The organism is Dyella sp. SYSU CM1112, from assembly GCF_058216415.1.
Genome location: NZ_JBZEGI010000010.1, coordinates 75,434 through 99,711, shown reverse-complemented (window position 1 = coordinate 99,711; position 24,278 = coordinate 75,434). Strand labels below are relative to the sequence as shown.

Genomic DNA, 24,278 nt, shown 5'->3' with positions numbered 1-24,278 from the left:
GATTATCTCAGCAGGCTCGCAGGATCGGCACGCCGCAATGTGCGCATGGCCGCAAGACCCGACACAATGGCCAGCGCCATGCTTAGTGCCAGGCATATCGACGCTGTCAGCGGATGCATTTCCATGGGCACGCTGCGATTGCGTGCAATCGCCAATAGCATCGCGCCGATCACGATGCTGCACACCAGTCCCAATGCACCCACCCAGAACGCCTGTTCCATGACTACCTTGCGCAGCGAACCGCGACCGACACCGAGTGCATTCAAGGTGGCGTACTCGCGAATGGAGCCGATGACCGCAGCGATCAGAGTCTGGCTGGTAATGACGGCGCCGACCAGGAACACAATGCCGGCAAGAAACAGAACACCCGCGCCCGCACCGGTGTCGAGCATCCAGTACAGCTGCGATTCGCGCGCGAAAGCTTTGGCCGTCCAAACGGTATAGGGTCCGAAGGCATTCGAGCCATTCAAACGCTTTGCCACGGCCTTCGCCTTGGATGGATGGCGCAGCTTGGCGACGAAATACGTCATCATGCCGGCATCTTCGGGAGCCGTATCGAGGACGCGCGCCGTTTCCAGGGATGCCACGATGTTGACGCCGCCGAGCGCACGCAAACCGCTACCCACGCCGACGACACGCACGCGCTGGCCGTTGATGGCGGCGGTGTCACCGACGTTCACGCCCAGGCTGTCGAGGTCGGCTTTATCGACGATCACTGCACCGGGCTCGTTCAGTCGGGCACGGAGTGCCGGTGACAGTGCATGCGAAAACATCATGCCATCGGGTCGAGGGTCAATGCCCGACACAAACACCGATACGCCGCCCGTATCGTGCGGACCGCGCCAGTCGGCGTCCACCCAGCGGAACGGTTCGACCTTGGTGACATCCGGATCCATGCGCAGTCGCATCGCGACGTCTTTGCTGATGGGGCGGCCGAGATTGACGCTCTGCGTACCGGGATACCCGGCCCATAAATCGGCGGACGAACCGGTGATATAGACGCTCGCACTACCGAAGATGCCCAGCACGAGTGCCGCTTGCAGCAATTGCAGCAAGCTGGCAAAGCCCACGGCGAGGATGGCTGGAAGGAAGCGGCGCCATTCATGCACCAGGGTCTTGCGTGCCAGGGCGACCATCAGTGGTTCTCTTTGTTTTGCCCAAGGGCACGGTAATCGGCGGCGACGTCGACCGGTGGCAGCGGAGCGCCGCCGAGTGCTTTATATAAAGTCACATAGGCCAGATCGCGTTCGGCGCGCGCAGAGATAACATCGAGCTCTGCATCGCGTTGAGCGATCAGCGCATCCTGCAGTTCAAGCGTGCTGGCCAAGCCAAGATCGCGGCGTTTCTCAAGAGCGGAAGCATTGCTATCCAGCGCGTGAGCTGCCTGCTCGGCGGCGGTTTCACGAAAGTGCGCTTCCTGCAGATCGCCCATCGCCGTTTCCGTTTCGGCCACGCCTTGCAACACGGCCTGCCGGTAAGCGAAAACCGCAGCGCGCAATTCATGATCCTTGGCATGTGCTTGAGCCACTCGCATGCCCCAGTCGAACAAAGGCATGTCGACAACGGGACCGGCCGAAAAAATGCCTTCACCCGAGCGAATGAGCCGATGGTGATGAAGGAGATTCACGGACCAGTCCAGCGAACTGCCGAGCCCGATATGCGGATAGACGTCTGCACGGCTGATACCGGCATCGCCAGCAGCACGCAGCACATCCGCTTCCGCTTCGGCGATCTCCGGGCGGGTACGCAGTAAATCGGCCGGTGCACGGGTCATCTGCCAACTGCCCAGCTGCGGCTGTGTGCCTGCTTGTTCCAACCATGCGGGATCGGGTTCGCTTTGGCCCAACAATATGGCCAGCTGCTGAGCATTGGCATTGATGGCTTGCTGCGGGTGGGTGAGAGCCATTTCTGCACGGGCGAGTTCAGCTTGTGCGGCGGCTACGTCGGCAGGTGATGCCAGTTTGAGATCGTGGCGCACGTGCAAGAGGCGCAATTTTTCGCGGTCCGCATCGCGTACTGCGGTCAGCAGTTGTGCTTGCTGTTGTGCCGTGCGCAGGGCAATCCAGCAGCGGGCTACATCGGCGACCAGCGTGACGTAGGTGCCTCGCAACTGCGCGCGTGCGGCGTCCATATTTCCAGCAGCGAGACGATGCGTGCTCTTGAGCACGCCGAACAGGGGCGCTTCCCACAAAGCATCAAAGCCGACGATGAGATACGAAGCGCTCGCGTCGGGCTGGATTACCTGGTTGGTGTCTGCTCGCAGACTGGGCAGGTATTTGTCGTTGGCGTGTTTGTAGAGGGCGCGTGCCGCGAGTAGATGCTCGCCGGCTGCAGCCACGTCCAGGTTATTGGCAAGTGCGCGTGCGATCAGCCCGTTCAACTCCGGATCATTGAAGGCCGTCCACCAATCGCGCAGATCGGGACGTGCCGGGCTCACCGGATGGATTGATGCATTGCGCCAATTCGGTGGCACTGGGGGCTTGAGGGCAGGGAGTGGCGGTGCGCTGCAGGCTGTCAGGATAGTCAGCGCCAGCGCAGGCCAAAGCCGACGCCCTGCGACAAGTAGGCGTCGAAGCGGAAATGCGTTGCGCAGTGCGGAATGATGCACGGGCTGATGACCGGTATGAAAGGACATGCGAACGGTAAGCATAGCCGGTCGAACCCGGGATTTGGCTTAGGGGCTGTTTACCCTATGGGCAACGCGAGCCACGCCCATAGGGTAAACAGGCCCTAGTCAGAGAGAATGGTCTGCCTGAGAGCACCGTGAGCCGGATTCGAACTCAGGCTTGCGCGACGTCTTTCCGGAAAGGAGACCGAAAGGGGGGGCTTGCCAAGATGGGCAATACCTTAGGCTGGAGCGGAATGCGTGATTTCCTGGAACATCCTCTGCGACTTCGATGGAACCATTTCTGTCGAAGACGTGATCGACTCGCTGCTGGATCGTTTCGGGCGTCCTGGGTGGGAACAGCTGGAACAGGATTGGCGCGCAGGCCGGATCGGTTCCCGTGAATGCATGAGCGGACAGGTGGCATTGCTCGACGTGCGCCGTGAACAACTTGATGCGCATCTGGACGGCCTGTGGATCGATCACGCTTTTCCCGACTTCGTGGCACGCGCCGCCGAGTTGCGCACGCCAATCCGCATTGTTAGCGACGGCCTGGATTATGCGATTCATCGCATTCTCGACCGTTATGGACTGGATCATCTTCCGCTGGCCGCCAATCACCTGGCTCCGGCGATTCCCCCGCGCCAATGGCAGCTCACCTCACCGTTCCAGAACGAAGGTTGCCGCAGCGGCACATGCAAATGCGCGTGCGTCAAGCAGGCGCGGGCAGGGGGTGGTAAAACCTTGCTGATCGGCGATGGCGCTTCGGATTTTTGTGCCGCGGAGCAAGTCGATTTTGTTTTTGCCAAGCATCGCCTGATTGAGCATTGCCGTGCATTGGGCATTCCTTTTGTGCCGATAACGGGTTTCGAGGATGCATTGGATCTGCTGCCTCGCCTGCTCGATGGCAGCTTGCTGGCAGAGCACTACGTATTGCCGGCGGTTTCCAACTTTTAATTCCTGCGGCCGGCGTTGAGCGCAATGATCCAGGGCCGCCGTTGGCCGCACATGCCTTGATTCCGTTTTTCAGCGAAAGCCGGCGTGAAAGAACAGCACCGCTGGCACTCACTTACTTATCCAGGTTTTCTTTCCATGAATGTTTTTGACAAAAATGCGACGGTCAGCGTGATTCCCGACGCCCAACTGCTGGCTGACGAGGCCGAATACAGCTCGTTCGGCGATACCGTGCATTACGTAGACCCGCCCAAGATTTTTCGTCACGGCGAAGGCAGCTGGATGTACGACACGGCCGGCGTGCCGTTCCTCGATCTGCAGATGTGGTATTCCGCGGTCAACTTTGGTTACAGCAACCCGCGTTTGAATGACACGCTGAAGCGCCAGATCGACGTGTTGCCGCAGGTGGCAAGCCAGTACTTGCACCAGACGCGCATTGAGCTGGCCAAGACCATCGCAGTGGATGCGCAGCAGAAATTCGGCTTGAAAGGGCGCGTGCATTTCAACGTGGGCGGCGCGCAGGCGGTCGAGGATTCGCTCAAGCTGGTGCGCAATTACAAGAATGGCAAAAGCCTGATGTTCGCTTTCGAGGGCGGGTATCACGGCCGCACGCTGGGGGCGTCATCCATCACGTCCAGCTATCGCTATCGCCGTCGCTTCGGTCATTTCGGCGAGCGCGCGATGTTCATTCCTTTTCCGTATCCGTTCCGTCGTCCGAAGGGTATGACGCCGGAGGAATATTCGGATGCCTGCGTGCGTCAGTTCGAGCGCTTGTTCGAAACGGAATACAACGGCGTGTGGGATCCCAAGGTCAATCAAGCGGAATACGCTGCGTTTTACGTGGAGCCGATCCAGGGCACGGGCGGTTATGTCATTCCGCCTCGCCATTTCTTCAAGGACCTCAAGCGGGTGCTGGATCAGTACGGCATCCTGATGGTGGTGGATGAAATCCAGATGGGTTTCTGGCGCACCGGCAAACTGTGGTCGATCGAGCACTTTGGGGTAACGCCGGACGTGATCGTGTTCGGCAAGGCGCTTACCAATGGACTCAATCCGCTTTCGGGATTGTGGGCACGTGAGGAGATGATCAATCCGACCATCTTCCCGCCGGGTTCCACCCATTCCACGTTCAATTCGAACCCGCTCGGCACCTCACTCGGCCTGGAAGTGATCCGTATGGGTTACGAGCTTGGTTATGAAAAGACCGTGCCCGAAAAGGGCGCATATTTCCTGGAGGGCTTGAAGGATCTGCAGAAGCGGCACAAGGAAATCGGCGACGTCGACGGCCTGGGCCTGGCCCTGCGCGCCGAAATCTGCACTGACGATAGCTTCACGCCCAACAAAGCACTGTTAGACAAGATGGTCGACATTGGCCTCGCTGGGGACTTGGAACACAAGGGCAAAAAAATCGGCCTCGTGCTGGATGTGGGCGGCTGGTACAAGAACGTCATTACGTTCGCGCCTTCGCTGGACATTACCTATGAAGAGATCGACCTCGCGATGGTCTTGCTTGATCAGTTGCTGACCAAGGCAAAGAAGGCCATGTGATGTCGTGGCGGCGAGTAATCGCCGCGCCTGTTTTTTTGTCGATGTTCCCATGCAGGGGAAGCTGACAGCACGGCGATGCAATGGTGTCGCCGTTTTTTTTATGGGTGCGGTGGCCGGCCGGCAGCCGAAAATCAGATGCCAGGCGCGGGGGGGAAGAGAATCTCTACGCGCAAGCCGCGTCCGTTCTGGCCGGCCATATACCGCACTTGAGCGTCGTGCCATTCGGCGATACGTTGAACGATGGCGAGTCCCAGTCCACTGCCTTGCTCCTCGCTGCCAGGCACGCGGAAAAAACGTTCTCCTAAACGTTCGATCCATGTCGGCGGTACGCCAGGGCCATTGTCCTCAACCGACAGGCAGATTCCATCGCATTCACGGCTGAGCGAAACGGTCATGACGCTGTTGCGACCTGCGTAGCGCAAGCCGTTATCAATCAGGTTGTCCAACATTTCCTGGAGGCGATGGCGATCGCCGTTGATCCACAACGGGCCGGCGGGGCCGTCGTAGCCGAGGTCGATATCGGCGGCCAATGCTTCGTGGACGCGCTGGCCGATCAGCTCAGGAACGACGATGGCCAGATCGAGCAAGGCGGTGTCGCCGACTTCATGTCCGGCAGTCTGTGCGCGGGTAAGGGCGAGCAACTGACTGGATGTGCGATTGGCGCGCAGGATCAAGCGTTGAATGTGGTTGAGCGCGTCTCTGACCGTTGCCGGATCGGTGCTGGTTTGTGCCCGCTCCGCATGCACGCTCAAGCCGGCCAGGGGCGTTCGCAATTGGTGGGCGGCATCAGCGATAAAGCGCTCGTGTAGCGCCAGCATGCTGCGAAGACGGGCGAACAGTGCGTCGATGGTCCGCGTCAGCGGCAGGATTTCCACGGGCACTTCTGCATCGCCGATCGGCGCCAGGTCATGTTCGCGGTTGGCCAATTCGGTAGTCAGTGGATCCAGTTGGCGCAAGCCGGTCCGCACGCCAAGCCAAACCAGCAGGAACGCTGCAATGATCAGCAGCGCCTGGGCGGGAATGCTCAGCAGGAGAATCTGTCGCGCTTCCAAGTGACGATCGCGCAGGGTTTCGGCGATCGTCACCTCCAGCTGATCGCCGCGATCTTCCGGATTGATCATCTGGATGCTTGCTGCGCGCAAGGCATGCTTTTCAATTTGAATGTTATAGAGCTGCGGACTGCCGCCATCGCTAAACAGTCCATTGGGCGGTCGCAATGAGGCGTTTCCGGCGATCAGACCGTGGTGCGCGCTGAATACACTGAAATAGTTGCGTCCTTGGGGCTCATACTCGAGCAGGAACTGCGCTTGCGGCGTGACCTGGCTATCCGGGCTTTCGGTAGCCATCATCTGCACGAGCGTCAGGGTGTCGTCGATCAGGTTTACATCGTGCACGTGATTGGCGTAGATCAGCGCGCCAATGTAAGTGATCAGACTGTTGAGCAGCAGCAACAGTGTCAATGGCACCAAGAGGGTGGTGAGGAGGCGCCTGCGCAGGCTTTGGCGTCTGATACGCCATCGCATGCGCTGGCTCATGCCTGCCTGACCTCTTCCAGCAGGTAGCCGAGCCCGCGGATAGTGCGCACCTGGGTGCCCGAGCCCGTGAGTTTTCGACGCAGGCGATAAATGGCGATATCCAGCCCGTTATCGGTCAATTCTTCGTCCCAGCTGCAGAGTGCCTCGATGAGCTGTGCCCGGCTGGTGACGCGATCGGGACGCGCCGCCAGGGCTTCGAGCAGGCCGAATTCGCGGGCAGTGAGTTCCAGGGGCATATCGTCGACCCAGGCCCGATGTCCCGGAAGATCGAGCCGCAAGCGACCCAGCGTAAGCTCCGGCGCGCCTTGTGTGGTGTAGCGCCGCAGCAGTGCGCGCACACGAGCTTCGAATTCGGCCAGGGCAAAGGGTTTGACCAGATAATCGTCGGCCCCAAGATCGAGTACGCGCACGCGCTCGCGCAGACCTTCGCGTGCCGTAATCACCAGGATCGGCAGCCCACTGCCGCGTTTGCGCACACGCTGCAGCACTTCGCTGCCGTCCAACGCCGGCAGGCCCAGATCCAGCACGAGCAGATCGTAGGGCGTGTCTTTGAGTGCAGCATCCGCGCGCATGCCATCCGCCACATGATCGACGGCATGGCCGCCCTGGCGGAGTGCCGCGCTCACCCCGGCGGCGATGGAAGGGTCATCTTCGGCAATCAGGATACGCATGATCGGTTGGCTCACTTGGGCTCGGATAAAGCAGCCCGTCCACGGAAGTCGGAGATTGGCTTTGGGTGTGGCCCTGTGCGGGCAGCTTAATGCCTGCGGCGCGACGCGCCCAGACTGTTTGACAGTCTCGGTGTAGACAGGCATGGGAACGGCTTGTTCGTGATACCCGCAAAACGACTTGCCTGTGTATGACCTCTGGCGGATGTTCCACGGCTATGCTTGTCTCACGCTCGGCAATCATCCGAAGGGGAGACGACGATGAGGTTTGCGATGGGTAGGGGTGGGCCGTGGCTCGCCGCGTGGCTGGTTTTGTGGTCGTGTCAGGCCGTCGCTCAAACGACGAGCACGCCTGCCTCCGCCGCCATTGCCGCGGAAACAGCGCAAGAGATTCCATTTGCACCCGCACATGACACCATCATCACCACCCAGAGCGCACCCGATGCCTGGGGTGGGGAACGAACCGGCCAGGAGCCCACGCTTTCCGATCGTGTGGTGAGTTACACCATCGATGCGAACCTGGATGCCGTCAAGCACGCCGTTACCGGCAAAGAACACATGACCTGGCGCAATCGCAGCGATCGCGATGTGCATAGCGTGTACTTTCATCTTTATCTCAATGCGTTCCAGAACCAGGGCAGCACCTTCTTCACGGAACGGAAGATATTGACCGCACACGGCCAGTCACGCGGTAACGCTGTGCTTGAAAAGGGGCAGTGGGGCTGGATCCGCCTGCAAAGCGTGCAACAGGGAGGCGTTCCGTTGACATGGCATTTCGTCCATCCGGATGGCGGTCCGGCAACGGACCAGACAGTGGTGCGTATCGATCTGGCGCAAGCAGTCCCTGCAGGTGGCACCTTGGCCTTGGATATCGACTTCCTCAGTCAATTGCCGCGCGTGGTCGAGCGCACCGGCTGGTGGGGCGATTTCAACTTGGTGGGCCAGTGGTTTCCCAAGATCGGCGTACTGGAGTTGCCGGGCGAGCGTGGGGCGACGCAGGTGCGCTGGAATGTGCACGAGTTTCACTTCAATAGTGAGTTTTACGCGGACTTCGGTCTGTATGACGTTCACCTGACCGTACCTAGCGACTACACCGTCGGCGCAGTCGGCAAGCTGCAGGGAACGCCGGAAACGAAAGATGGCAAGACCACGTATCACTTCGTTCAGGGCGATGTGCACGATTTCGCCTGGGTGGCCGCCAAGGGCTACAAGACTCTGGATGGGACTTATGAAGGACCCGGCAGTCCCAAAGTGGCCGTGCGCGTGATCTATCCGCCGGAGTACGTGGCGAGTGCCGCGCCGACCCTGAAGTCGAGCATCGATGCGCTTGGATACTTTTCCAGAACCTTGGGGGCTTATCCGTATGAGACCTTGACGGCGGTGATTCCGCCGTACAACGCATCGGAAGCCGGCGGCATGGAGTATCCGACCTTTTTCACCTCCGAAGGATACAAGGAGGTGGAGCCCGGCACGATGAATCAAATGATGAGCGACTTCGTGAACATTCACGAATTCGGTCATGGTTATTTCTACGGCATTCTCGCTTCCAACGAATTCGAAGAGCCCATGCTGGACGAGGGCCTCAACGAATATTGGGATAACCGGATGCTGCGCGAACGCAAGCAGGATCTGGTGCTGGCGACGCCCTTTACCAAATGGCTCGGCATCACGCCGCATATCCGGGGATTCGACTTCGAACGGATGACGGCAAGCTTGTATCATCCGGTCGATCCGCTTGCGCAAAACAGTTGGGACAGGTTGTCGAGTTCGACGTATGGCACTGTGTATTCGCGTACTGCGACAGCCATGCACGATCTGGAAGAACGATTGGGCAAGCCGGCGTTGGAGCGCGCTTTCCGGCTGTATTACCAGCGGTGGCGTTTCCGTCATCCGTCCGTGGCAGATTTCCGCGCGGCCTTGGTCGATAGCTCGGGTGACGCCAGGGATGTCGACGCCATCTTCAATCAATACGTCTACGGCACGGCTTTCATTGACGACAAGGTCGCGGATATCGACGCGTTCGAAGTGCTGCCGCCGGCCGGCATGTTCTGGAAGGACGGCAAACAGGTCGAAGTCGTGGCGTCCGAACGGGACAAGCAAGTGGATAAGCAGCGTAGCGACTGGGCAAAGGCGCACCCCCATGCGAAGCCGGATGCAGCGGGTCCATTCCCATGGCACAGCATCGTGACGGTAAGGCGCGATGGTGCGCCCGCACCGGAGCTGCTACGCGTGACATTTGAAGACGGCACGCATCAGGACGTTACGTGGAACGATGACCGTCGCTGGGCGCGCTTCGACTTCATTAAGCCTAGCAAGGTGATATCCGCCGAACTCGATCCCGAGCAGCACAATCTGCTGGATCGCGATCGACTCAACAATAGCCTGACGACGAAACCCAACGATGCGGCGTCGCGGCGCTGGACTGCCGATGTGGCGGCGGTGCTGCAGACTTTCTATTCCATGCTGGCGACACTGTGATGGTGAACACTATGTCTCGTTCCGCAGGCTTCGGTACGTTGTTGTCGACCATGGTCGCCGCGATACAGTGGCGTCTTCTCCTGCTGTGGCTGGTGATCATGTTGATCCCGGCAACACTGGCTGCTTTTCCGCTCTGGCGCATGCTGAGCAGTTTGCTTGATACCTCAGTGCACGCGGCGGCCTGGGCGCAACATTTCAACGACATCATGTTTGGCGATGTGATCGCCAATCTGGCTCAACACTCGCAATGGATGGGTGCGGGCTTAGTGATGGGACTGCTGTCCACGTTGCTCTTGGCTCCTTTTCTGGACGGCATGATGGTAGGTAGTGGGCGTGTCGGACGTGTTTTGCACTTCAGCGCCTTGCTGCAGAACGGTGTCATTGAGTACGGCCGTATGTTCCGCTTGATGTTGTGGTCGCTGCTGCCCTATGGATTGTTTGCAGCCGTAGCGGCATTCGGCGCGCATGTAGTTGACAAGCATGCAGAACAGGCGGTGCTGGAATCCCAGGCCGACAGCGTTGCCAGTGTGGTCCACTGGATATTGCTGGTGCTGTTTGTGCTGGTTCAAGCGATGGTGGAGTCGGCGCGCGCAGCGTTTATCGCCGACGTCTCGTTGCGTTCGGCGGCGCGTGCATTGTGGCGAGGGATTCGCCAGCTTCTCCGCCGGCCATTGAATACGCTGTTGTTCTACTTGGTAGTGACCGGGATCGGCCTGCTGCTTACGTCGTTATTCGCTGTTGCGCGTATCCACGTCACAGCGGTGGGGATATCGGGCTTTTGGTTTGCATTGCTGCTTAGCCAGCTCATTGTGCTGGCGCTAGGTTGGATGCGCACCGCGCGTTTGTTCGCACTGGCGGAAGTGGCGCGCCTCGCGGTGCCGAAATAGGCTGTTCAAGGACGGTCGCGACATACGCTGCACCGACGGATGGGTGCGGCGCTTAGTCACAGGTGAGCTGGACCAATACCAGCTCACCACCACCTTCGATACCCACTCTTTCGCCGGGGTGTGCATCGATCCACGTATGTGACATGGCAGTGATCTCGGCGTACTCGTCTTCGACGCGCAGCCGAGCATGCCCGGCAAGCATATGCACGAACCAGCGGCATGGCGGACGGGTGGGCAGCCACATGCTTCCGTGCAACGGACGCGCAATAAGCTCACCGTTCGCACTGCCGCGTAACATAAGGTTGAATGCCCGCGTCGGGCCTTCGAGAAGCGAAACGCGAGGAGCATCCGTGCCATCGAAATGCATGACCTGCAGGCGGTGCAATAAGCGTTCGCGCCCGTCTTGAAAACGACATTGCATAGGCGCATCCAACGCCACGAATTGTCGCCGCGTGTCAGGGTACGCGGAGAAATCACATGCTTGCGTGATGTCGGCGATACTCAGTCGCCATGACCAGGATGCCCCTGGGCCGCTGCCGATAACCGTGGTAGTGCCGGCACCGTTCGCCCATGCCTCTGTCGACAAGGCATCGACCGGAACGGCGTGAAGCCGGCTCATGCGAAAGCGCGACGAAACTCGCGGTGAGGGGGATAGTAGGCGAAGACGTGATTGTTGCTGCCGAAGAAGTCGATGTCTTCGATATGTTCGCCACCAAGACGCTCGGCCACGCGATCAGAGGCGTCATTGCCAACGCGCACCAGGCTGATGACACGCTGCACATGCAGCTGATGCCAGGCAAAGTCGAGCACGGCCACACCGGCCTCGGTAGCAAAGCCATGGTGGCGATGATCGGGTTTCAGCATCCAACCCATTTCGATATCGGGCCAACCTTCCGGATGCAACAAGCCAGCACGGCCGATGAATTCACCGCTGGACTTCAGTTCCAGAGCCCACATGCCATATCCACGCAATTGCCAGTGGCCGATCAGCATCGCTAGTGATCGCCATGCATTGGTGCGGTCCAGGGGCAGACCATCGCCAATCCAGCGCGTGCTCTCCGGATCGGCGAGCATCGCGGCGTAGTCGTTGAAGTGACGTTCGGTGAGCGCCGTCAGGCGGAGACGTTCGGTCTCAAGGGTAGGAATCTCGATCATTGCCGATCAGTCGCTAGGCTCGCACTATCCAGAACTCTGGCTAGGGCGCGCGTCGTCGTCGTCAGACTCTCGTGCCAGGGCAGACCTACAATTCTCTCACCAGTAGCGGTGTCGATAAAGTCCTCTGCCTGCCCGGGAGGCAAAAGGTGACGGTAATCCACGGTAATTTCTGTACCGACAGGGAGATCGCGTAGGGCAAAGACAAAGCCCAGGTGCCAGAGACCAGTAGGCTCGAAACTGTGGTTGATATAGCATTCGTCAGGCCAATCCGGCGACACGGTGTAGCGATTTTCGAACCAGCGGGCGCTGGCGTACATAAGCTCGGGTGTGGCCTGGAGTTCTTCCAGCCGATAGGTTCGCTCGATGGCATCAGGAGCAGTGATGATGCATCCGGCCCTGATCGGCTCCTCCACGAACAATCCCTTACCGGCTCCGCGGATCGTGGAGGCGTCAATACGATAGTGCGGAAGGATCATAGCGGTCGGGTGCGAGCGGATGACTTTGGCGCGCGGAGTGTAGCGCAACCGATACGGCCCGTTATGGGCCGTACCGGCTATCGAGCCGAGCTCAGTCTTCGGAGTTATCTTCGGAGGATTTCGATTTCTTCCTGCTGTGCTTGGGCTTAGCGGGTGCGTCGGTGCTGGCGGTCGAGTTATCGCCACTAAGCATGATGGCATCGTGATTGCGCTGCAGCGTGGCCGGACCGATGCCCTTGACCTGGCTCAGGTCGTCGACGTTCTTGAACGGGCCATGTTCTTCGCGATAGGCGACGATAGCCTTGGCCTTGGTCAGGCCGATGCCGTCCAGCGACTTGGCAATGGTCTCAGCATCCGCGGTGTTGATGTTGACCTGCGTCGCGGCAAAGGCGGGCAGGGCGAGCACCAGCATGAGTCCGGCGATGGCGGCGATTTTCTTTAGCATGCAAATTTTCCCTTGATTGACGAATAAGGCGGCGCTTCCGCGTCGCAGCGCTACTTTGCGCTGGAATAGGCAATGGGCTCAGTCGGAGAAACGCCTGCATGTCAGGTCGGGAAATGCCATGGTTGATGTAAGCCATAGCCTGCCGCGGATGCGAGGGGCAGGAGCGCAACACAGACGCGTATGCGCGGGCTGATAGAATGACCGTTTCTCAGTTTTGATGGAGTCCGTATGGATACCGCACGCGTTACTCGTTACATCAGCGATCTTTGGGATGCCGAAATTGTTCCCCACTTGATGGAATACATCCGGATTCCCAACAAATCGCCGATGTTCGACAAGGACTGGGCGGCCCATGGACACATGGATGCGGCGGTGAAGCTGATGGAGACGTGGGCACGCAGCAAGCTGTCGCTTTTGCCGGGTGCCACGCTGGAAGTCGTAAGGCTCGAAGGCCGCACTCCGCTCATCTACATTGAGGTACCCGGCCAGAACGACGATACGGTCGTGTTGTACGGACATCTCGACAAACAGCCAGAGATGACCGGTTGGTCGGAAGGCCTGGGACCTTGGACACCGGTGCTCAAGGGCGACAAGCTCTATGGGCGCGGTGGTGCCGACGATGGCTATGCAATCTTCGGTTCGCTCGCGGCGTTGCTTGCCCTGCAGGAACAAGGTATTCCGCACGCGCGCTGCGTCATCCTCATCGAAGCATGCGAGGAATCCGGAAGCTACGACTTGCCCTATTACGTCGACCACCTGGCCCCGCGCATCGGCAGTCCGTCGCTGGTGGTATGCCTGGATTCGGGATGCGGCAATTACGACCAGCTTTGGCTTACCACCTCGTTGCGCGGCATGACCGGTGGCGAGCTCACCGTGCAGGTACTGGAAGAAGGTGTGCATTCCGGTGATGCGTCCGGTGTCGTGCCGTCCAGCTTTCGCATCCTGCGCGAATTGCTTTCGCGGCTGGAAGATCCGGTAACGGGTGATATCAAGCCAAAGGAGCTGTACGCGGAGATCCCGGCGCAACGCGTCGAACAGGCCAACGCCGCGGCAAAGGTGCTAGGCAAGGCGTTATATGAGAAGTTTCCCTTCGTGGAAGGCATGCGGCCTGTCACAGGGGATCTGACGGAGCTGGTGCTCAATCGCACATGGCGGCCGCAGTTGGCAGTCACCGGGGCGGAAGGCATGCCGCCGTTGGAGAGCGCGGGTAACGTGCTACGGCCGAAGACGTCAGTGAAATTGAGTCTGCGTGTGCCGCCGACACTCGACGGCGCGAAGGCCGGCGAGTTCGTGAAGCACCTGCTGGAGCAGGATCCTCCGTATGGCGCCAAGGTGACCTTCAAGTTGGAGAAGGACGGTAGCGGCTGGAACGCTCCCCAGCTCTCGCCATGGCTCGAAAAAGCCGTGGCGGATGCCTCACAGCATTATTTCGGGGCATCCGCTGCCTACATGGGTGAGGGTGGCTCGATTCCGTTCATGGGTATGCTGGGCAGCAAGTTTCCGCAGGCACAATTCCTGATCACAGGTGTATTGGGACCGCATTCGAACGCGCATGGGCCCAACGAATTCATCCACATTCCCACCGGCAAGAAGGTCTCGATGGTGGTGGCGGAAGTGATCGCGCGCCACTTCGAGCAGGGCTCGCGAGGTTAAGCGTTTTGGTTGATATCGCGCAGTTGGCCGCTAACTGGGCCGTCGTCCGCCGGCGAGTCGATGAGGCTTGCCGTGCGGCGGGACGCGATCCTTCAAGCGTAACGGTGTTGCCGGTCAGCAAGACGTTTGGGCCGGACGTCGTCAAAGCTGCACTCGCGCTAGGTTTTCGTCGCTTTGGCGAGAACAAAGTGCAGGAAATCAAGGATAAGGCAGCCGCCTTGGCCGACGAACCGGTCGACGAACCGGTCGAATGGGTCGTGATCGGTTCCCTGCAGACCAACAAGGCGAAGGATGTAGCCAAACTCGTCGGTGAGGTGCAGTCGCTGGATCGGCTGGAACTGGCGGAAGCCCTGCATCGCCGGCTTGAAGCCGAAGGCCGCACCATGGATGTGCTGGTGCAAGTGAAAACAGCGCGCGAAGAAACCAAGCATGGATTGCCTGGGGAGACGTTGCCGTGTTTTCTGGAGCGCCTGCAGAGCTATCCCACGCTGCGTGTGCGGGGGCTGATGACCATGGCTACCTTGTCCGGAAATCCGGATGAGGTGCGTGCCTGTTTTCGGCAGTTAAGAGAGCTGAGGGATCGCTGCGTCGCGGCCGGGCACGACCTGCCTCGCCTATCCATGGGGATGAGCGGCGATTTCCCGCTGGCTATCGCCGAGGGCGCGACAGAAGTGCGCATTGGTACAGCGATCTTCGGTACGCGTGTCACGCACCATCTGTGAGTTTTCTCCGGTTTCTACGTAAAGCCTGCGAAAAAATTTTCCGCCTTTCATGCCGGTAAAAGCGCCCTTTACCAAGTCTAGGCCTTGTAAATCATGGGCTTAGAAAGATTTGAGCACTGAATTGCGCTTAGCAAACGATAGAGTTCAGTTAACCTCATTCGAACAAGCGATCCGCCGGGCTTTGTTACCTTCACCGCTTCGTCACGGCCGCCGCAGGGGGCGACGGCCGGATCGGTAACCGCCCAGAGAACCACCGAATGCCAAATACGCGACTTGTAATCGCCGCGCTTGTCTCGGCTATGTGCTTTTCAGGCCCGGCCCTCGCTGCTACCGCAAACAACATTCCGGTCCAGGTTTCCACCCAGGTTTCTTCGTCGCTTTCGTCTTCCCTGTTGAGTCCGTTGGCTGCGTTCACGGCAGCACCCTCGTTGGCGCAATCCACGCTTCCCACGCAATTGCCGATCGCCGCGCTGGCGCCTGCAAAAAAAGCAGCAGCGCCCGGCAAGACTCCGGCGGATGCTGTCCGCTTCAGCGATGCCAAGACCAGCCAGGACCTTCGCGACATATTGATAGGGCTGGCCATGCAGCTGCGCCACGTGCGTTATGTGCGTGGGGGTCGTAGTCCTTCTACCGGCTTCGATTGCAGCGGTTTTGTTCGCTATGTATTCGAACGCGCGCTCGGCCTGGAACTGCCGACCAACTCGGCTTCGCAATACCTGATCGGCCATGTGGTTCGTCGTGGCGACATGCAGCCAGGCGACCTGGTGTTTTTCCGCACGGCAGGTCGTCATGGCCGGGGACGTGTCTCGCATGTCGGCATCTATCTCAGCGATGGCCGTTTCATCCATTCCCCGCGTCGCGGCGAATCGGTACGCGTGGACAATCTTGATGAGAGTTACTGGGCCAAGCGCTTTGCCGGCGCCCGTCGTCCGGATGCGATGGCGCAGATTGACTCGCAAGCCAGTAGTGGCTGATGGGGCGGCTCTCGACGTCGTTATCTCAAAAGGCCACCGCACGGTGGCCTTTTTGCTAGCGCCAACGTGACCGATACTAGGGCGACGTTTTTCCGAGAAGTTACATGCCGACTCGTCTGCCGCCCGTCACGCGTATTTTGCTCATCGCCAATATCGCCATCTTCTTGCTCCAGCAGATGCTGGGTGATGTCGTGATAGCGCATTTTGCCCTATGGCCATGGGGACCCGACCAGTTGGCGCAGACCTCGGGCGGTAGCGTCATTTCCGTGGGATTTCGCGTATGGCAGCTGGTGACCTATGCATTCCTGCATGGCGGTTACATGCATATCTTCTTCAACATGTTCGCGCTGTACATGTTTGGCGGCCCGATCGAGCGTACGTTCGGCTCGCGTAATTTCACGGTCTACTACTTCGTGTGCCTGCTGATGGCGGCATTCGCGCAGTTGCTGGTGGTGAAGTACTTCTCGCATGGATTTGAGCCGACGCTTGGTGCGTCCGGCGCCATCTTCGGCTTGTTGCTCGCGTTCGGCATGCTTTATCCGCAAGAGAAGCTGATGCTGATTTTCTTGCCGATTCCCATTCCGGCGTGGCTGTTCGTGATCGGCTACGGCGCAGTGGAATTGGTGCTGGGCGTGACCGGTCGCCAGGCTGACGTTGCGCATTTCGCCCACCTTGGCGGTATGCTGGGCGGCTTTTTGATGATCCAGTACTGGCGCGGCAAGTTTCCGATCAAACCCCGGCGCCGCTTGATGCGCTGAACTCTCTCCAGAAGGCCCATTCATGACGCAACACCTGCAGCGCCGGCTGACTCCTCGTCACATCACTTTTATGGCGCTTGGCATGGCCATCGGCACGGGGCTGTTCCTCGGCTCGGCCAGCGCCATCAATCTGGCAGGTCCTTCCGTCCTGTTTGCCTACATGTTCGGTGGCGTGATGATCTACATCATCATGCGTGCGCTGGGGGAAATGGCAGTACACGATCCGGTCGCCGGTTCGTTCAGCAGCTACGCGCATCGCTATCTTGGCCCGTTCGCCGGATACGTCACCGGCTGGAATTACTGGCTACTGATGGTTGGCGTCGGCATGGCCGAAAGTACCGGCGTGGGCATTTACATGAAGCAATGGTTTCCGGACCTGCCGCAATGGATCTGGGTGTTCAGCAGTGTCGTCATGATCGGCACTTTGAACCTGATGGCAGTGAAGGTCTACGGCGAGATGGAATTCTGGTTCACCATGATCAAGGTGGTCACGGTGGTACTGATGATCCTCGGCGGTGCCGGCATGATCTGGCTGGGCTGGGGTAACAGCGGTAAACCCTTGGGCCTGGTCAATCTTTGGATTCATGGCGGTTGGTTCCCCAACGGCTTCAAGGGCATGGTACTGGCGCTGCCTGTGGTGGTGTTTGCCTTCGGCGGCATTGAAACCATCGGCATGGCGGCCGGCGAAGCTTCGCAGCCGGAGCGTACTATTCCACGTGCCGTGAACTCGGTGCTGTGGCGCATCCTGATTTTCTATGTCGGTGCCCTGTTTGTGATCATGGCGATCTACCCGTGGAATCAGCTGGGTCTGCAAGGCAGTCCCTTCGTGACGACGTTCGCCAAGCTCGGCATTTCGCAAGCTGCAGGGGTTATCAATTTCGTGGTGATCACGGCTGCATTGTCCGGCTTCAACAGCACGACGTTCAGCGGTAGCCGCATGCTCTACAGCCTTGCCAATAACGCGCAAGCACCGTCTGTGCTGGCCAAGGTCAATGCGCACGGTGTACCGGTGCGTGGTGTGTTGGTGACACTTGCCTGCCTGGTGTTCGGGGTGTTTCTCAACTACCTGCTACCCGAACGCATTTTCGCAATGATGATGTCGATCCTGTCGTTCAATACGGTGTGGACATGGTCGATGGTACTGATTGCACACTTCAGCTTTCGCCGCCGTCACGGCAAGACCGCCTTCCCCTTGTGGGGCTGGCCGGTGACCAGTGCGATTTGCCTGGCTTTCCTGCTTTTTGTGGTGGTGATGCTGGGCTACAGCGCGGATACGCGCGTGGCGCTATATGTCGGGGCAGCATGGGTCGTGCTGCTGACCATTGCCTATCACGTTTTTGGCATCGGGCAGCGCATGACGCTTGCTACCGCGGACGCCAACGCGGGGTAGTCGTGCGGACGCCGGATGGCGTCCGCACCTTTCGACTTCATCGCAGCGACAGAAAATCGGGGCTTACAACAAAGCGCACGGCATCCAGGCGCAAGCGTGCTTGCGGCAGGGCATTCAGAAGTGCGCTGCGTTCTTGCTCGACGCTCACAATTTCCGCATCGCTGATAGCAGGATTGATCGCGCGCAGAGCATGCAGGCGCGCGAGTTCCGCATCCAAGGTTTCCGTAGCCTCTGTTATGGCCGATGCGACGCTGCTTTGCGCGCGTAGTGCAGCGACGGCTTCGGCTCTCTCGAGCATCGGTGGCACCAGTTTGGCGAGGAACTTGCGATAGCGCGGCACGTCGATGTTGCGCTCCCCCGCTCTACGCACAGCTAAATCGCTTGGCTGGAAATCAGATCGCTCCAGCAGCTTGGTGTCGATCGTCGCGACGATCGGCTGGGTCGGCAGAAAACGCTCGGCGTCCAAACGCCGCTCGGCGACGCATTCAAGTACGTAGACCGCTTGCAGCAGCGCGTTGCGTGCAGGAAGTCCATCGTCGACCATGAAGGTGGCGTTGCCGCGCTCACTGGAAAGGGCGAGGTCGAGCGCGCCGGCGACGATGGGGTGGTCCAGGCGAAGAAGCGGTAGCTCTTCGCGCGCCAAGGCTATGTCACGGGAAAAAGTGGCTGATATCGGACCTTCGTGGAAACCCGGCAGTGCATCGGTGGAGAGATATTGCGGATCAAGCAGCATGACCTTGCTGCTGAGTTCTTCCGCATGGATGCCGAACGATTCGAGCAACCGCTGCAGGAATGCATCGCGCGTCGGATCATCATCTTCCCGGCGGAATGCCTGCGCCAGTTCATCGGCGTGAAGGTCCCGGTTGGCCGCGAGCTCAAGTAGATGGTCGCGGCCGGCATGAATGAGTTCGGCCATCTGTTCGTGGCCGGCGCGTGTTTCAGCCAGCAGCACATCCAGTTCCTGGTCACGTTGATCGCTGCCGCGCGCGTGCTCTTCAGCCAGCTTCGCCAGTGTTCCACCAAAGCGGCGCAACAGTTCGCGGCCATCGGCGGGGCTGGTGCGGAACGCATCCACACCTTCGTCGTACCAGCGTGCAAGCACGTGTTGCGCGCTATCGGCCGCGACGACGACGTGAATGTGGATATCGTGCTTCTGGCCGATGCGATCCAGACGTCCGATGCGTTGTTCGAGCAGATCGGGGTCCAGCGGCAGGTCCCACAGTATCAATCGGTGGGCGAACTGGAAGTTGCGTCCTTCGGAACCGATCTCGGAGCAAATCAGCAGACGCGCACCGTCCGGCTGGGCAAAGTAGGCCGCGTTGCGATCACGCTGCACGATGCCCAGGCCTTCATGGAAACGTGCGATGCCGGCACCGGTGCGCGTGCGCAGAGCTTCTTCCAACGCCAGCACCTTGGCCTGGCTGCGGCAGATCAGCAGGAATTTGTCTTGCGGATGGCGTTCGAGCAGGGCAACCAGCGTGTCGATACGTGGATCGTTGCTGTAATCCAACTCCAGGGCCGGGACGGGATGCTGGATATCGGCATGGAATTCGGCCAGCAGCGCCTGGCGTGTCATCTCGTCCAGCCGATCACCATCAATGATTTCCCACTCCGGCACGCGTTTTGGAAAACCGCCGATGCTGGCGCGGCGATTGCGGAACATCGAGCGGCCTGTGCCGTGGCGATCGATCAGGGCGGCAAGCAGCTCGCGGCTGTGTTCGGGCTTGGTTGGATCGGAGAGGTGGGATTGAAGCGACGCATCGCCTGCGAAAACAGCTTGCAGATCTGTGTGTTCCTCTGGCTCAAGCGGCTTGCGTTCTAGCAATTTGTCGGCAATGCGTGAAAGCGCCAGGAAACGATCTGACTCGGTGAGATACGTTTCCAGGCTGTGATAGCGCTGCGAATCGAGCAGCCGCAAACGTGCAAAATGGCCGGTACGTCCTAGTTGTTCCGGTGTTGCAGTGAGCAGGATCACGCCTGGGGTTGCTGCGGCCAGTTGCTCGGCCAAGGTATAGCGAGGACTGGCGGCTTCCGGGGTCCATGCCAAATGATGCGCTTCGTCAACGACCAGCAGATCCCAGCGGGCATCCAGCAGTTGTGCTGCACGTTTGGGGTTCTGTTCCAGGAAGCCAAAGTCGGCGATAACCAGCTGTTCGTCCTCGAACGGATTGCGCTCGTCGCCGGACTGCTCAAGGGCTTCGCAGCGCTCCTCGTCGTAGATGGCGAAGCTCAGGTTGAAGCGCCGGAGCAGTTCGACGAACCATTGATAGACCAAGGTATCCGGCAGCAGCACCAGCACGCGCGACGCGCGTCCGGTTGCGATCTGGCGGGCGATGATCATGCCCGCCTCGATGGTCTTGCCCAAGCCCACCTCGTCCGCCAGCAACACGCGCGGCGGCCGGCGCGAGGCGGCAATGCCCGCAACCCGCAACTGGTGCGGCACCAGGCCGATTCGCGCCGATGCAAGGCCCCAGCTGGCGGAGCGACGTGCTTCGGCACGGCGTTTCAAGCCTTCCAGCCGCAACTCGAAATGCGGGACCGGGTCGGTACGTGCGCCGATCAGCCGGTCGTCTGCCTGGCTGACGCTCTGCTCGTCGTCCAGCTGTCCCTCGTGCAGCTCGCGGCCTTCACCGCGATAGACCAGCAAGCCCTCACGTTCCTCAATCCGCTCCACCAAAAACGCAATGCCCTTGCCGGCTACCCGCTGCCCGGCCCGGAATTCCGCGCGCACCAGCGGCGCGGAATCTACTGCATAGGGGCGCAACACCCCCGATTTGGCGAACAACACCTGCACCCCACGCCCTTCGACGCGCAACACAGTACCGAGGCCGAGCTCAGGCTCGGCGGTGGAAATCCAACGTTGACCGGGAACGAACATGCCTGAGTGTGGGGCCTGGAGGAGGGGCGGCAATTATCCGCTTACCGAGCGTAGTGAGGAAGCGATGGAAGCGAAGGCCGAGCTCGGTCAGGTTACCGATTGGGGACGAATCGCCGTCATCCGAGCGCCCAGTCTGCTTCCTTCCCACTCTGACCAGGGTATCCCTTCCCTTGTGACCGTGTTCACGGCTTAGCACATGGTTAGTCCGATTGTCGGTAAACGCCTACCACTCGTCGGCAAACAAATGCAGACTGCATAGGAACATGCTTACATGGTTCACGTACAGGGGGCGTGTCAGGTCAGTCTCGTCGAATGACTGTCTCGCTCGGGTGGATCAAGCGGATGCACGATGCAAACCGGTGCCGGTAGAAGGGCGCAAGTACGGTAGTGCGTGTATCCGCTGGCATGAGCATTCAACGGGGCGGTTCATGAGCAAACACGTATTCCCGCGGAGCGGCCTTCGTGCGCGGGGGTTCACTTTGATGGAGCTGGTCATCACCCTCATTGTGGCGGGGATCCTGCTGGCTATCGCCATTCCTAATTTTAACCAGCTGATCAATTCGCATCGTCTGCTTACTGTCACCAACGATGTGGTCAGCGAATTGAATGAGGCGCGACTGGAAGCGATCAAGCTCAATTCCTACACCCAGCTTTGCAGCAACGACCAGGCAAGTAACACCACCGACACACTCGGTGCGGCTTGCGGCACCCACCTCGGTGCCGTGTATGAGCAAATCAACAGCGGTGGTGGCGTGACTGCCACTCCGCTGCTGCAGCCGACACAGGAGATCGATAACAGCTCGATCCAGGTGCACGGCACTTTCAATGCGATCCGATACAACGGTCTGGGACTTGCTTACCCGCCGGGAACCAGTACACCGTTCGATGGCACCGTAGTGGATCTGTGCAGCACCAGCCTTAGTAGCAACAACCACATTCAAGTGATGATTTCCGGTGGTTCGATCATTTCCACCTCCAGTCCGTTCACGGGGGGCTGCCCATGATGCGCCAAATTTCCATCCATGCGGCGCCACGTGGTCGTCAGACTGGTGTTGGCCTGATCGAAGTGATGATCGCGGTATTGGTGCTTTCCATCGGCTTCCTCGGCATTGCCGCACTGCAGGCAATGTCACTGTCCACCAACAACAGTGCGATGGCGCGGAGCATGGCGACCATCGACAGCTACAGCATTCTCGATGCCATGCGTGCTGACCGCACCAGTGCACTGACCGGCAGTGCCTATAACACGACGGTGACCGCCGATAACTGCCAAGCGGGCGGGGGCGCGCTTGCCGGCTATCAGCTCCAACAGTGGTGCATGAGGTTAGGAGCAGATCTAGGCAGCCTTAGCACCACCAAGGGTACGGTTGCGTGTACGGCAGCTACGGGAGCATGCACTGTCACGATCACTTTCGACGATAGCCGTGCCAGCAATGCAGGCGTAGCGACCGCAAGCCAGCAGACGCAGCTGATGACCGTCACGACGCAGGCTGTCCTATGAATAGTCAAGTCAAGGCCATGCGTGTTGTTGCTCCCTTACGCACCTTGCGTCGCGCTTCGGGCTTTTCGCTGATCGAATTGATGATCGCGATGCTGCTCGGCTTGATCGTGATAGCCGGCGTCACCAGCGTGTTCCTTGCGAACATGAGCTCCTACAACACCAACGAGTCCTTGTCGGAAGTGGAGGATGGCGCACGGGTTGCTTTCGAACTGATGACGCGTGACATACGCCAGGCCGGCTTGACCGGATGCAACGAAGGCGAAACCGTCGTCAATGTCCTCAATAACGGAGGCACGTACTGGTATACCGATTGGAACAATACCAGCGGCAATGGTGGCACCGTGCGGGGTTACGACGCCGATGCGGTCGATCCTGTGGTGGCTGATCGCCTGTCGGGTACCAGCTCGCTGCATCTAATGGGGGCTTCGTCTCCCACACTCAGCTTGGCATCGGACGATCAGAACGCGGCCACGTTTACCCTCAACGAAACTGCCACCGTGCCGGTCGGCACCATCATGATTGTGTGTAATCCCGATCATGCGGCGATCGTGCAGATCACCGGTCAGGCCGGTAAGGTGCTGAGTCATGCTGTCGGCACCAATCCCGCCCCGGGCAACTGTGTAAAAGGTCTTGGCGCGCCGAATGGTTGCGTTGGCAATCAGGAGGACTACCAGGCCAACGCCATGCTCTCGCCGCTGGAAGCGGTTGACTGGTATGTCGGTCCCAACGGTGTGGGCACCAATTCGCTTTATCGGCTGGCCCCGACGCTGGACGGCAGCGGCAATGTGAGTGCAAACACGCCCGCAGAAATAGTGCGCAATGTAACCAAAATGACGATCGCCTATTTGGTGAGCGGAGGGACGCAGTATGTGAGCGCGGCCACGGTAGCTGGCAACTGGAGCAACGTCACGGCGATCCAGGTTACGTTGACCTTGGAAAGCACCAACTCGCGTGCCGGCACCAACTCGCAGCCGATCCAACGCACGTTTGTTTCTACCACCACGCTTCGCAACCGGGTGTTGTGACATGCCAAACGCCAAATTTTCGCGCCGTGGTTTGTTGATGTTCCGCAAAGCGCAGCAGGGTGTTGCCCTGGTGGTGGCATTGTTGCTGTTGATACTCATTGCCATTGTTGGCTTGGCGGCCATACGCGGGACCATTATCCAGCAGCGCATGGCTTCCAATATGTATGACCGCCAGTTGGCCTTTCAGGCAGCGGAAGCCGCGTTGCGCATCGGCGCGTCCAACATCACCAGCAATACGACCAGTAGCACCTTCATGAATTGCGGGCCGGGTGGCTCGGTCTGTGATGCCAATCCGTTCAATGACTCCAATGTGAGCGCCGGTAACATTGTTACCGTTACTACTGCGCAATATCAGGATGCATCCGCCGCCGCGCAGCCGCAGTTTGTTATCCAGTACATGGGTAGCTGGGTGAGTTCATCGCAGGGCACTGGCTTCGGGCAAAGCGCCAACTCCAATCAATATGGCGCGCAAGGTGGATCGGTAAGTACACCTTATTACCGCATTACGGCTCGTAGCGCTGATCCGTCGCAGGTAGGCGATCGCGCTGTGGTGACATTACAAACTGTCATCAAGCAAGGCAGCTAATTTCCAATGCATCTGGCAGGCGCGGATCGACGCGCTGCCA

22 protein-coding genes are annotated in these 24,278 nt (G+C 59.5%); 13 read left to right on the top strand and 9 right to left on the bottom strand.

Annotation, left to right across the window (positions count from 1 at the left end):
• Nucleotides 1-2: 2 nt before the first annotated feature.
• Together AC4HNJ_RS14855 and AC4HNJ_RS14850 are read right to left on the bottom strand one after the other, a co-directional pair.
• On the bottom strand, nucleotides 3-1,136 hold the full coding sequence (locus AC4HNJ_RS14855; RefSeq protein WP_490480368.1) for an ABC transporter permease: 1,134 nt from the start codon (nucleotides 1,134-1,136) through the stop codon (nucleotides 3-5).
• Nucleotides 1,136-2,635 carry an efflux transporter outer membrane subunit gene (locus tag AC4HNJ_RS14850; RefSeq protein WP_490480367.1) on the bottom strand — a complete coding sequence of 500 codons (1,500 nt, stop codon included), beginning with the start codon at nucleotides 2,633-2,635 and terminating at the stop codon, nucleotides 1,136-1,138. The genes AC4HNJ_RS14855 and AC4HNJ_RS14850 overlap by 1 nt, the downstream gene beginning before the upstream one ends.
• Before the next feature lie 234 nt (nucleotides 2,636-2,869).
• On the opposite strand from AC4HNJ_RS14850, the gene AC4HNJ_RS14845 reads away from it, so the two are divergent.
• Nucleotides 2,870-3,562: an HAD-IB family phosphatase gene (locus AC4HNJ_RS14845; protein WP_490480444.1), complete on the top strand. Its 693-nt coding sequence runs from the start codon at nucleotides 2,870-2,872 to the stop codon at nucleotides 3,560-3,562.
• Nucleotides 3,563-3,697: 135 nt separating this feature from the next.
• Nucleotides 3,698-5,107, top strand: coding sequence for an aspartate aminotransferase family protein (locus AC4HNJ_RS14840; protein WP_490480366.1), 1,410 nt, complete (start codon nucleotides 3,698-3,700; stop codon nucleotides 5,105-5,107).
• A gap of 131 nt (nucleotides 5,108-5,238) precedes the next feature.
• On the opposite strand, the gene AC4HNJ_RS14835 is transcribed toward AC4HNJ_RS14840, so the two are convergent.
• The gene (locus AC4HNJ_RS14835) at nucleotides 5,239-6,630 is read right to left on the bottom strand and encodes a sensor histidine kinase (RefSeq protein ID WP_490480365.1); all 1,392 of its coding nucleotides are present in this window, start codon (nucleotides 6,628-6,630) and stop codon (nucleotides 5,239-5,241) included.
• An 8-nt stretch (nucleotides 6,631-6,638) separates the two neighbouring features.
• Nucleotides 6,639-7,313, bottom strand: a complete 675-nt coding sequence (locus AC4HNJ_RS14830; RefSeq protein ID WP_490480364.1) for a response regulator — start codon at nucleotides 7,311-7,313, stop codon at nucleotides 6,639-6,641.
• 258 nt (nucleotides 7,314-7,571) lie between these two features.
• On the opposite strand from AC4HNJ_RS14830, the gene AC4HNJ_RS14825 reads away from it, so the two are divergent.
• Both AC4HNJ_RS14825 and AC4HNJ_RS14820 read left to right on the top strand, forming a co-directional pair.
• Nucleotides 7,572-9,788 (top strand): M1 family metallopeptidase, encoded by a 2,217-nt coding sequence (locus AC4HNJ_RS14825; RefSeq protein ID WP_490480363.1) that lies wholly within the window; start codon nucleotides 7,572-7,574, stop codon nucleotides 9,786-9,788.
• A gap of 11 nt (nucleotides 9,789-9,799) precedes the next feature.
• Nucleotides 9,800-10,675: a hypothetical protein gene (locus AC4HNJ_RS14820; RefSeq protein ID WP_490480362.1), complete on the top strand. Its 876-nt coding sequence runs from the start codon at nucleotides 9,800-9,802 to the stop codon at nucleotides 10,673-10,675.
• A gap of 52 nt (nucleotides 10,676-10,727) precedes the next feature.
• Here the strand turns inward: AC4HNJ_RS14820 and AC4HNJ_RS14815 are convergent, their stop codons facing one another.
• The 4 genes from AC4HNJ_RS14815 to AC4HNJ_RS14800 all read right to left on the bottom strand — a co-directional run bounded on the left by AC4HNJ_RS14815 (nucleotide 10,728) and on the right by AC4HNJ_RS14800 (nucleotide 12,751).
• The gene (locus tag AC4HNJ_RS14815; RefSeq protein ID WP_490480361.1) at nucleotides 10,728-11,294 is read right to left on the bottom strand and encodes a HutD/Ves family protein; all 567 of its coding nucleotides are present in this window, start codon (nucleotides 11,292-11,294) and stop codon (nucleotides 10,728-10,730) included.
• Entirely contained in the window at nucleotides 11,291-11,830 is a 540-nt protein-coding gene (locus AC4HNJ_RS14810; protein WP_490480360.1) for a GNAT family N-acetyltransferase, read from the bottom strand. The genes AC4HNJ_RS14815 and AC4HNJ_RS14810 overlap by 4 nt, the downstream gene beginning before the upstream one ends.
• Nucleotides 11,827-12,306, bottom strand: a complete 480-nt coding sequence (locus tag AC4HNJ_RS14805; RefSeq protein WP_490480359.1) for an SET domain-containing protein-lysine N-methyltransferase — start codon at nucleotides 12,304-12,306, stop codon at nucleotides 11,827-11,829. Before AC4HNJ_RS14805 ends, AC4HNJ_RS14810 begins: the two co-directional genes overlap by 4 nt.
• Before the next feature lie 91 nt (nucleotides 12,307-12,397).
• A complete protein-coding gene (locus AC4HNJ_RS14800; RefSeq protein ID WP_490480358.1) occupies nucleotides 12,398-12,751 on the bottom strand; it encodes a ComEA family DNA-binding protein in 354 nt (117 codons plus the stop codon).
• Between the two features lie 228 nt (nucleotides 12,752-12,979).
• On the opposite strand from AC4HNJ_RS14800, the gene AC4HNJ_RS14795 reads away from it, so the two are divergent.
• From AC4HNJ_RS14795 to AC4HNJ_RS14775, 5 genes are all read left to right on the top strand, one after another.
• A complete protein-coding gene (locus tag AC4HNJ_RS14795) occupies nucleotides 12,980-14,404 on the top strand; it encodes a M20 family metallopeptidase (protein WP_490480357.1) in 1,425 nt (474 codons plus the stop codon).
• A gap of 5 nt (nucleotides 14,405-14,409) precedes the next feature.
• Nucleotides 14,410-15,126, top strand: coding sequence for a YggS family pyridoxal phosphate-dependent enzyme (locus AC4HNJ_RS14790; RefSeq protein ID WP_490480356.1), 717 nt, complete (start codon nucleotides 14,410-14,412; stop codon nucleotides 15,124-15,126).
• Between the two features lie 257 nt (nucleotides 15,127-15,383).
• Nucleotides 15,384-16,100 (top strand): C40 family peptidase, encoded by a 717-nt coding sequence (locus AC4HNJ_RS14785; protein WP_490480355.1) that lies wholly within the window; start codon nucleotides 15,384-15,386, stop codon nucleotides 16,098-16,100.
• A gap of 104 nt (nucleotides 16,101-16,204) precedes the next feature.
• Nucleotides 16,205-16,858, top strand: a complete 654-nt coding sequence (locus AC4HNJ_RS14780; RefSeq protein WP_490480354.1) for a rhomboid family intramembrane serine protease — start codon at nucleotides 16,205-16,207, stop codon at nucleotides 16,856-16,858.
• 22 nt (nucleotides 16,859-16,880) lie between these two features.
• Nucleotides 16,881-18,248: an amino acid permease gene (locus AC4HNJ_RS14775; protein WP_490480353.1), complete on the top strand. Its 1,368-nt coding sequence runs from the start codon at nucleotides 16,881-16,883 to the stop codon at nucleotides 18,246-18,248.
• 37 nt (nucleotides 18,249-18,285) lie between these two features.
• Here the strand turns inward: AC4HNJ_RS14775 and rapA are convergent, their stop codons facing one another.
• Complete coding sequence (gene rapA, locus AC4HNJ_RS14770) at nucleotides 18,286-21,126, bottom strand: RNA polymerase-associated protein RapA (protein ID WP_490480352.1); 2,841 nt, start codon at nucleotides 21,124-21,126, stop codon at nucleotides 18,286-18,288.
• A gap of 428 nt (nucleotides 21,127-21,554) precedes the next feature.
• Between rapA and AC4HNJ_RS14765 the strand changes: the two genes are divergently transcribed.
• From AC4HNJ_RS14765 to AC4HNJ_RS14750, 4 genes are read left to right on the top strand one after another with little or no spacing between them, the layout of a single operon-like run.
• Nucleotides 21,555-22,130 (top strand): GspH/FimT family pseudopilin, encoded by a 576-nt coding sequence (locus tag AC4HNJ_RS14765; protein ID WP_490480351.1) that lies wholly within the window; start codon nucleotides 21,555-21,557, stop codon nucleotides 22,128-22,130.
• A complete protein-coding gene (gene pilV / locus AC4HNJ_RS14760) occupies nucleotides 22,127-22,627 on the top strand; it encodes a type IV pilus modification protein PilV (protein ID WP_490480350.1) in 501 nt (166 codons plus the stop codon). The genes AC4HNJ_RS14765 and pilV overlap by 4 nt, the downstream gene beginning before the upstream one ends.
• On the top strand, nucleotides 22,624-23,652 hold the full coding sequence (locus AC4HNJ_RS14755; protein ID WP_490480349.1) for a PilW family protein: 1,029 nt from the start codon (nucleotides 22,624-22,626) through the stop codon (nucleotides 23,650-23,652). Before pilV ends, AC4HNJ_RS14755 begins: the two co-directional genes overlap by 4 nt.
• Nucleotide 23,653: 1 nt before the next feature.
• On the top strand, nucleotides 23,654-24,238 hold the full coding sequence (locus AC4HNJ_RS14750) for a pilus assembly PilX family protein (protein WP_490480348.1): 585 nt from the start codon (nucleotides 23,654-23,656) through the stop codon (nucleotides 24,236-24,238).
• The last annotated feature ends 40 nt before the right edge of the window (nucleotides 24,239-24,278 follow it).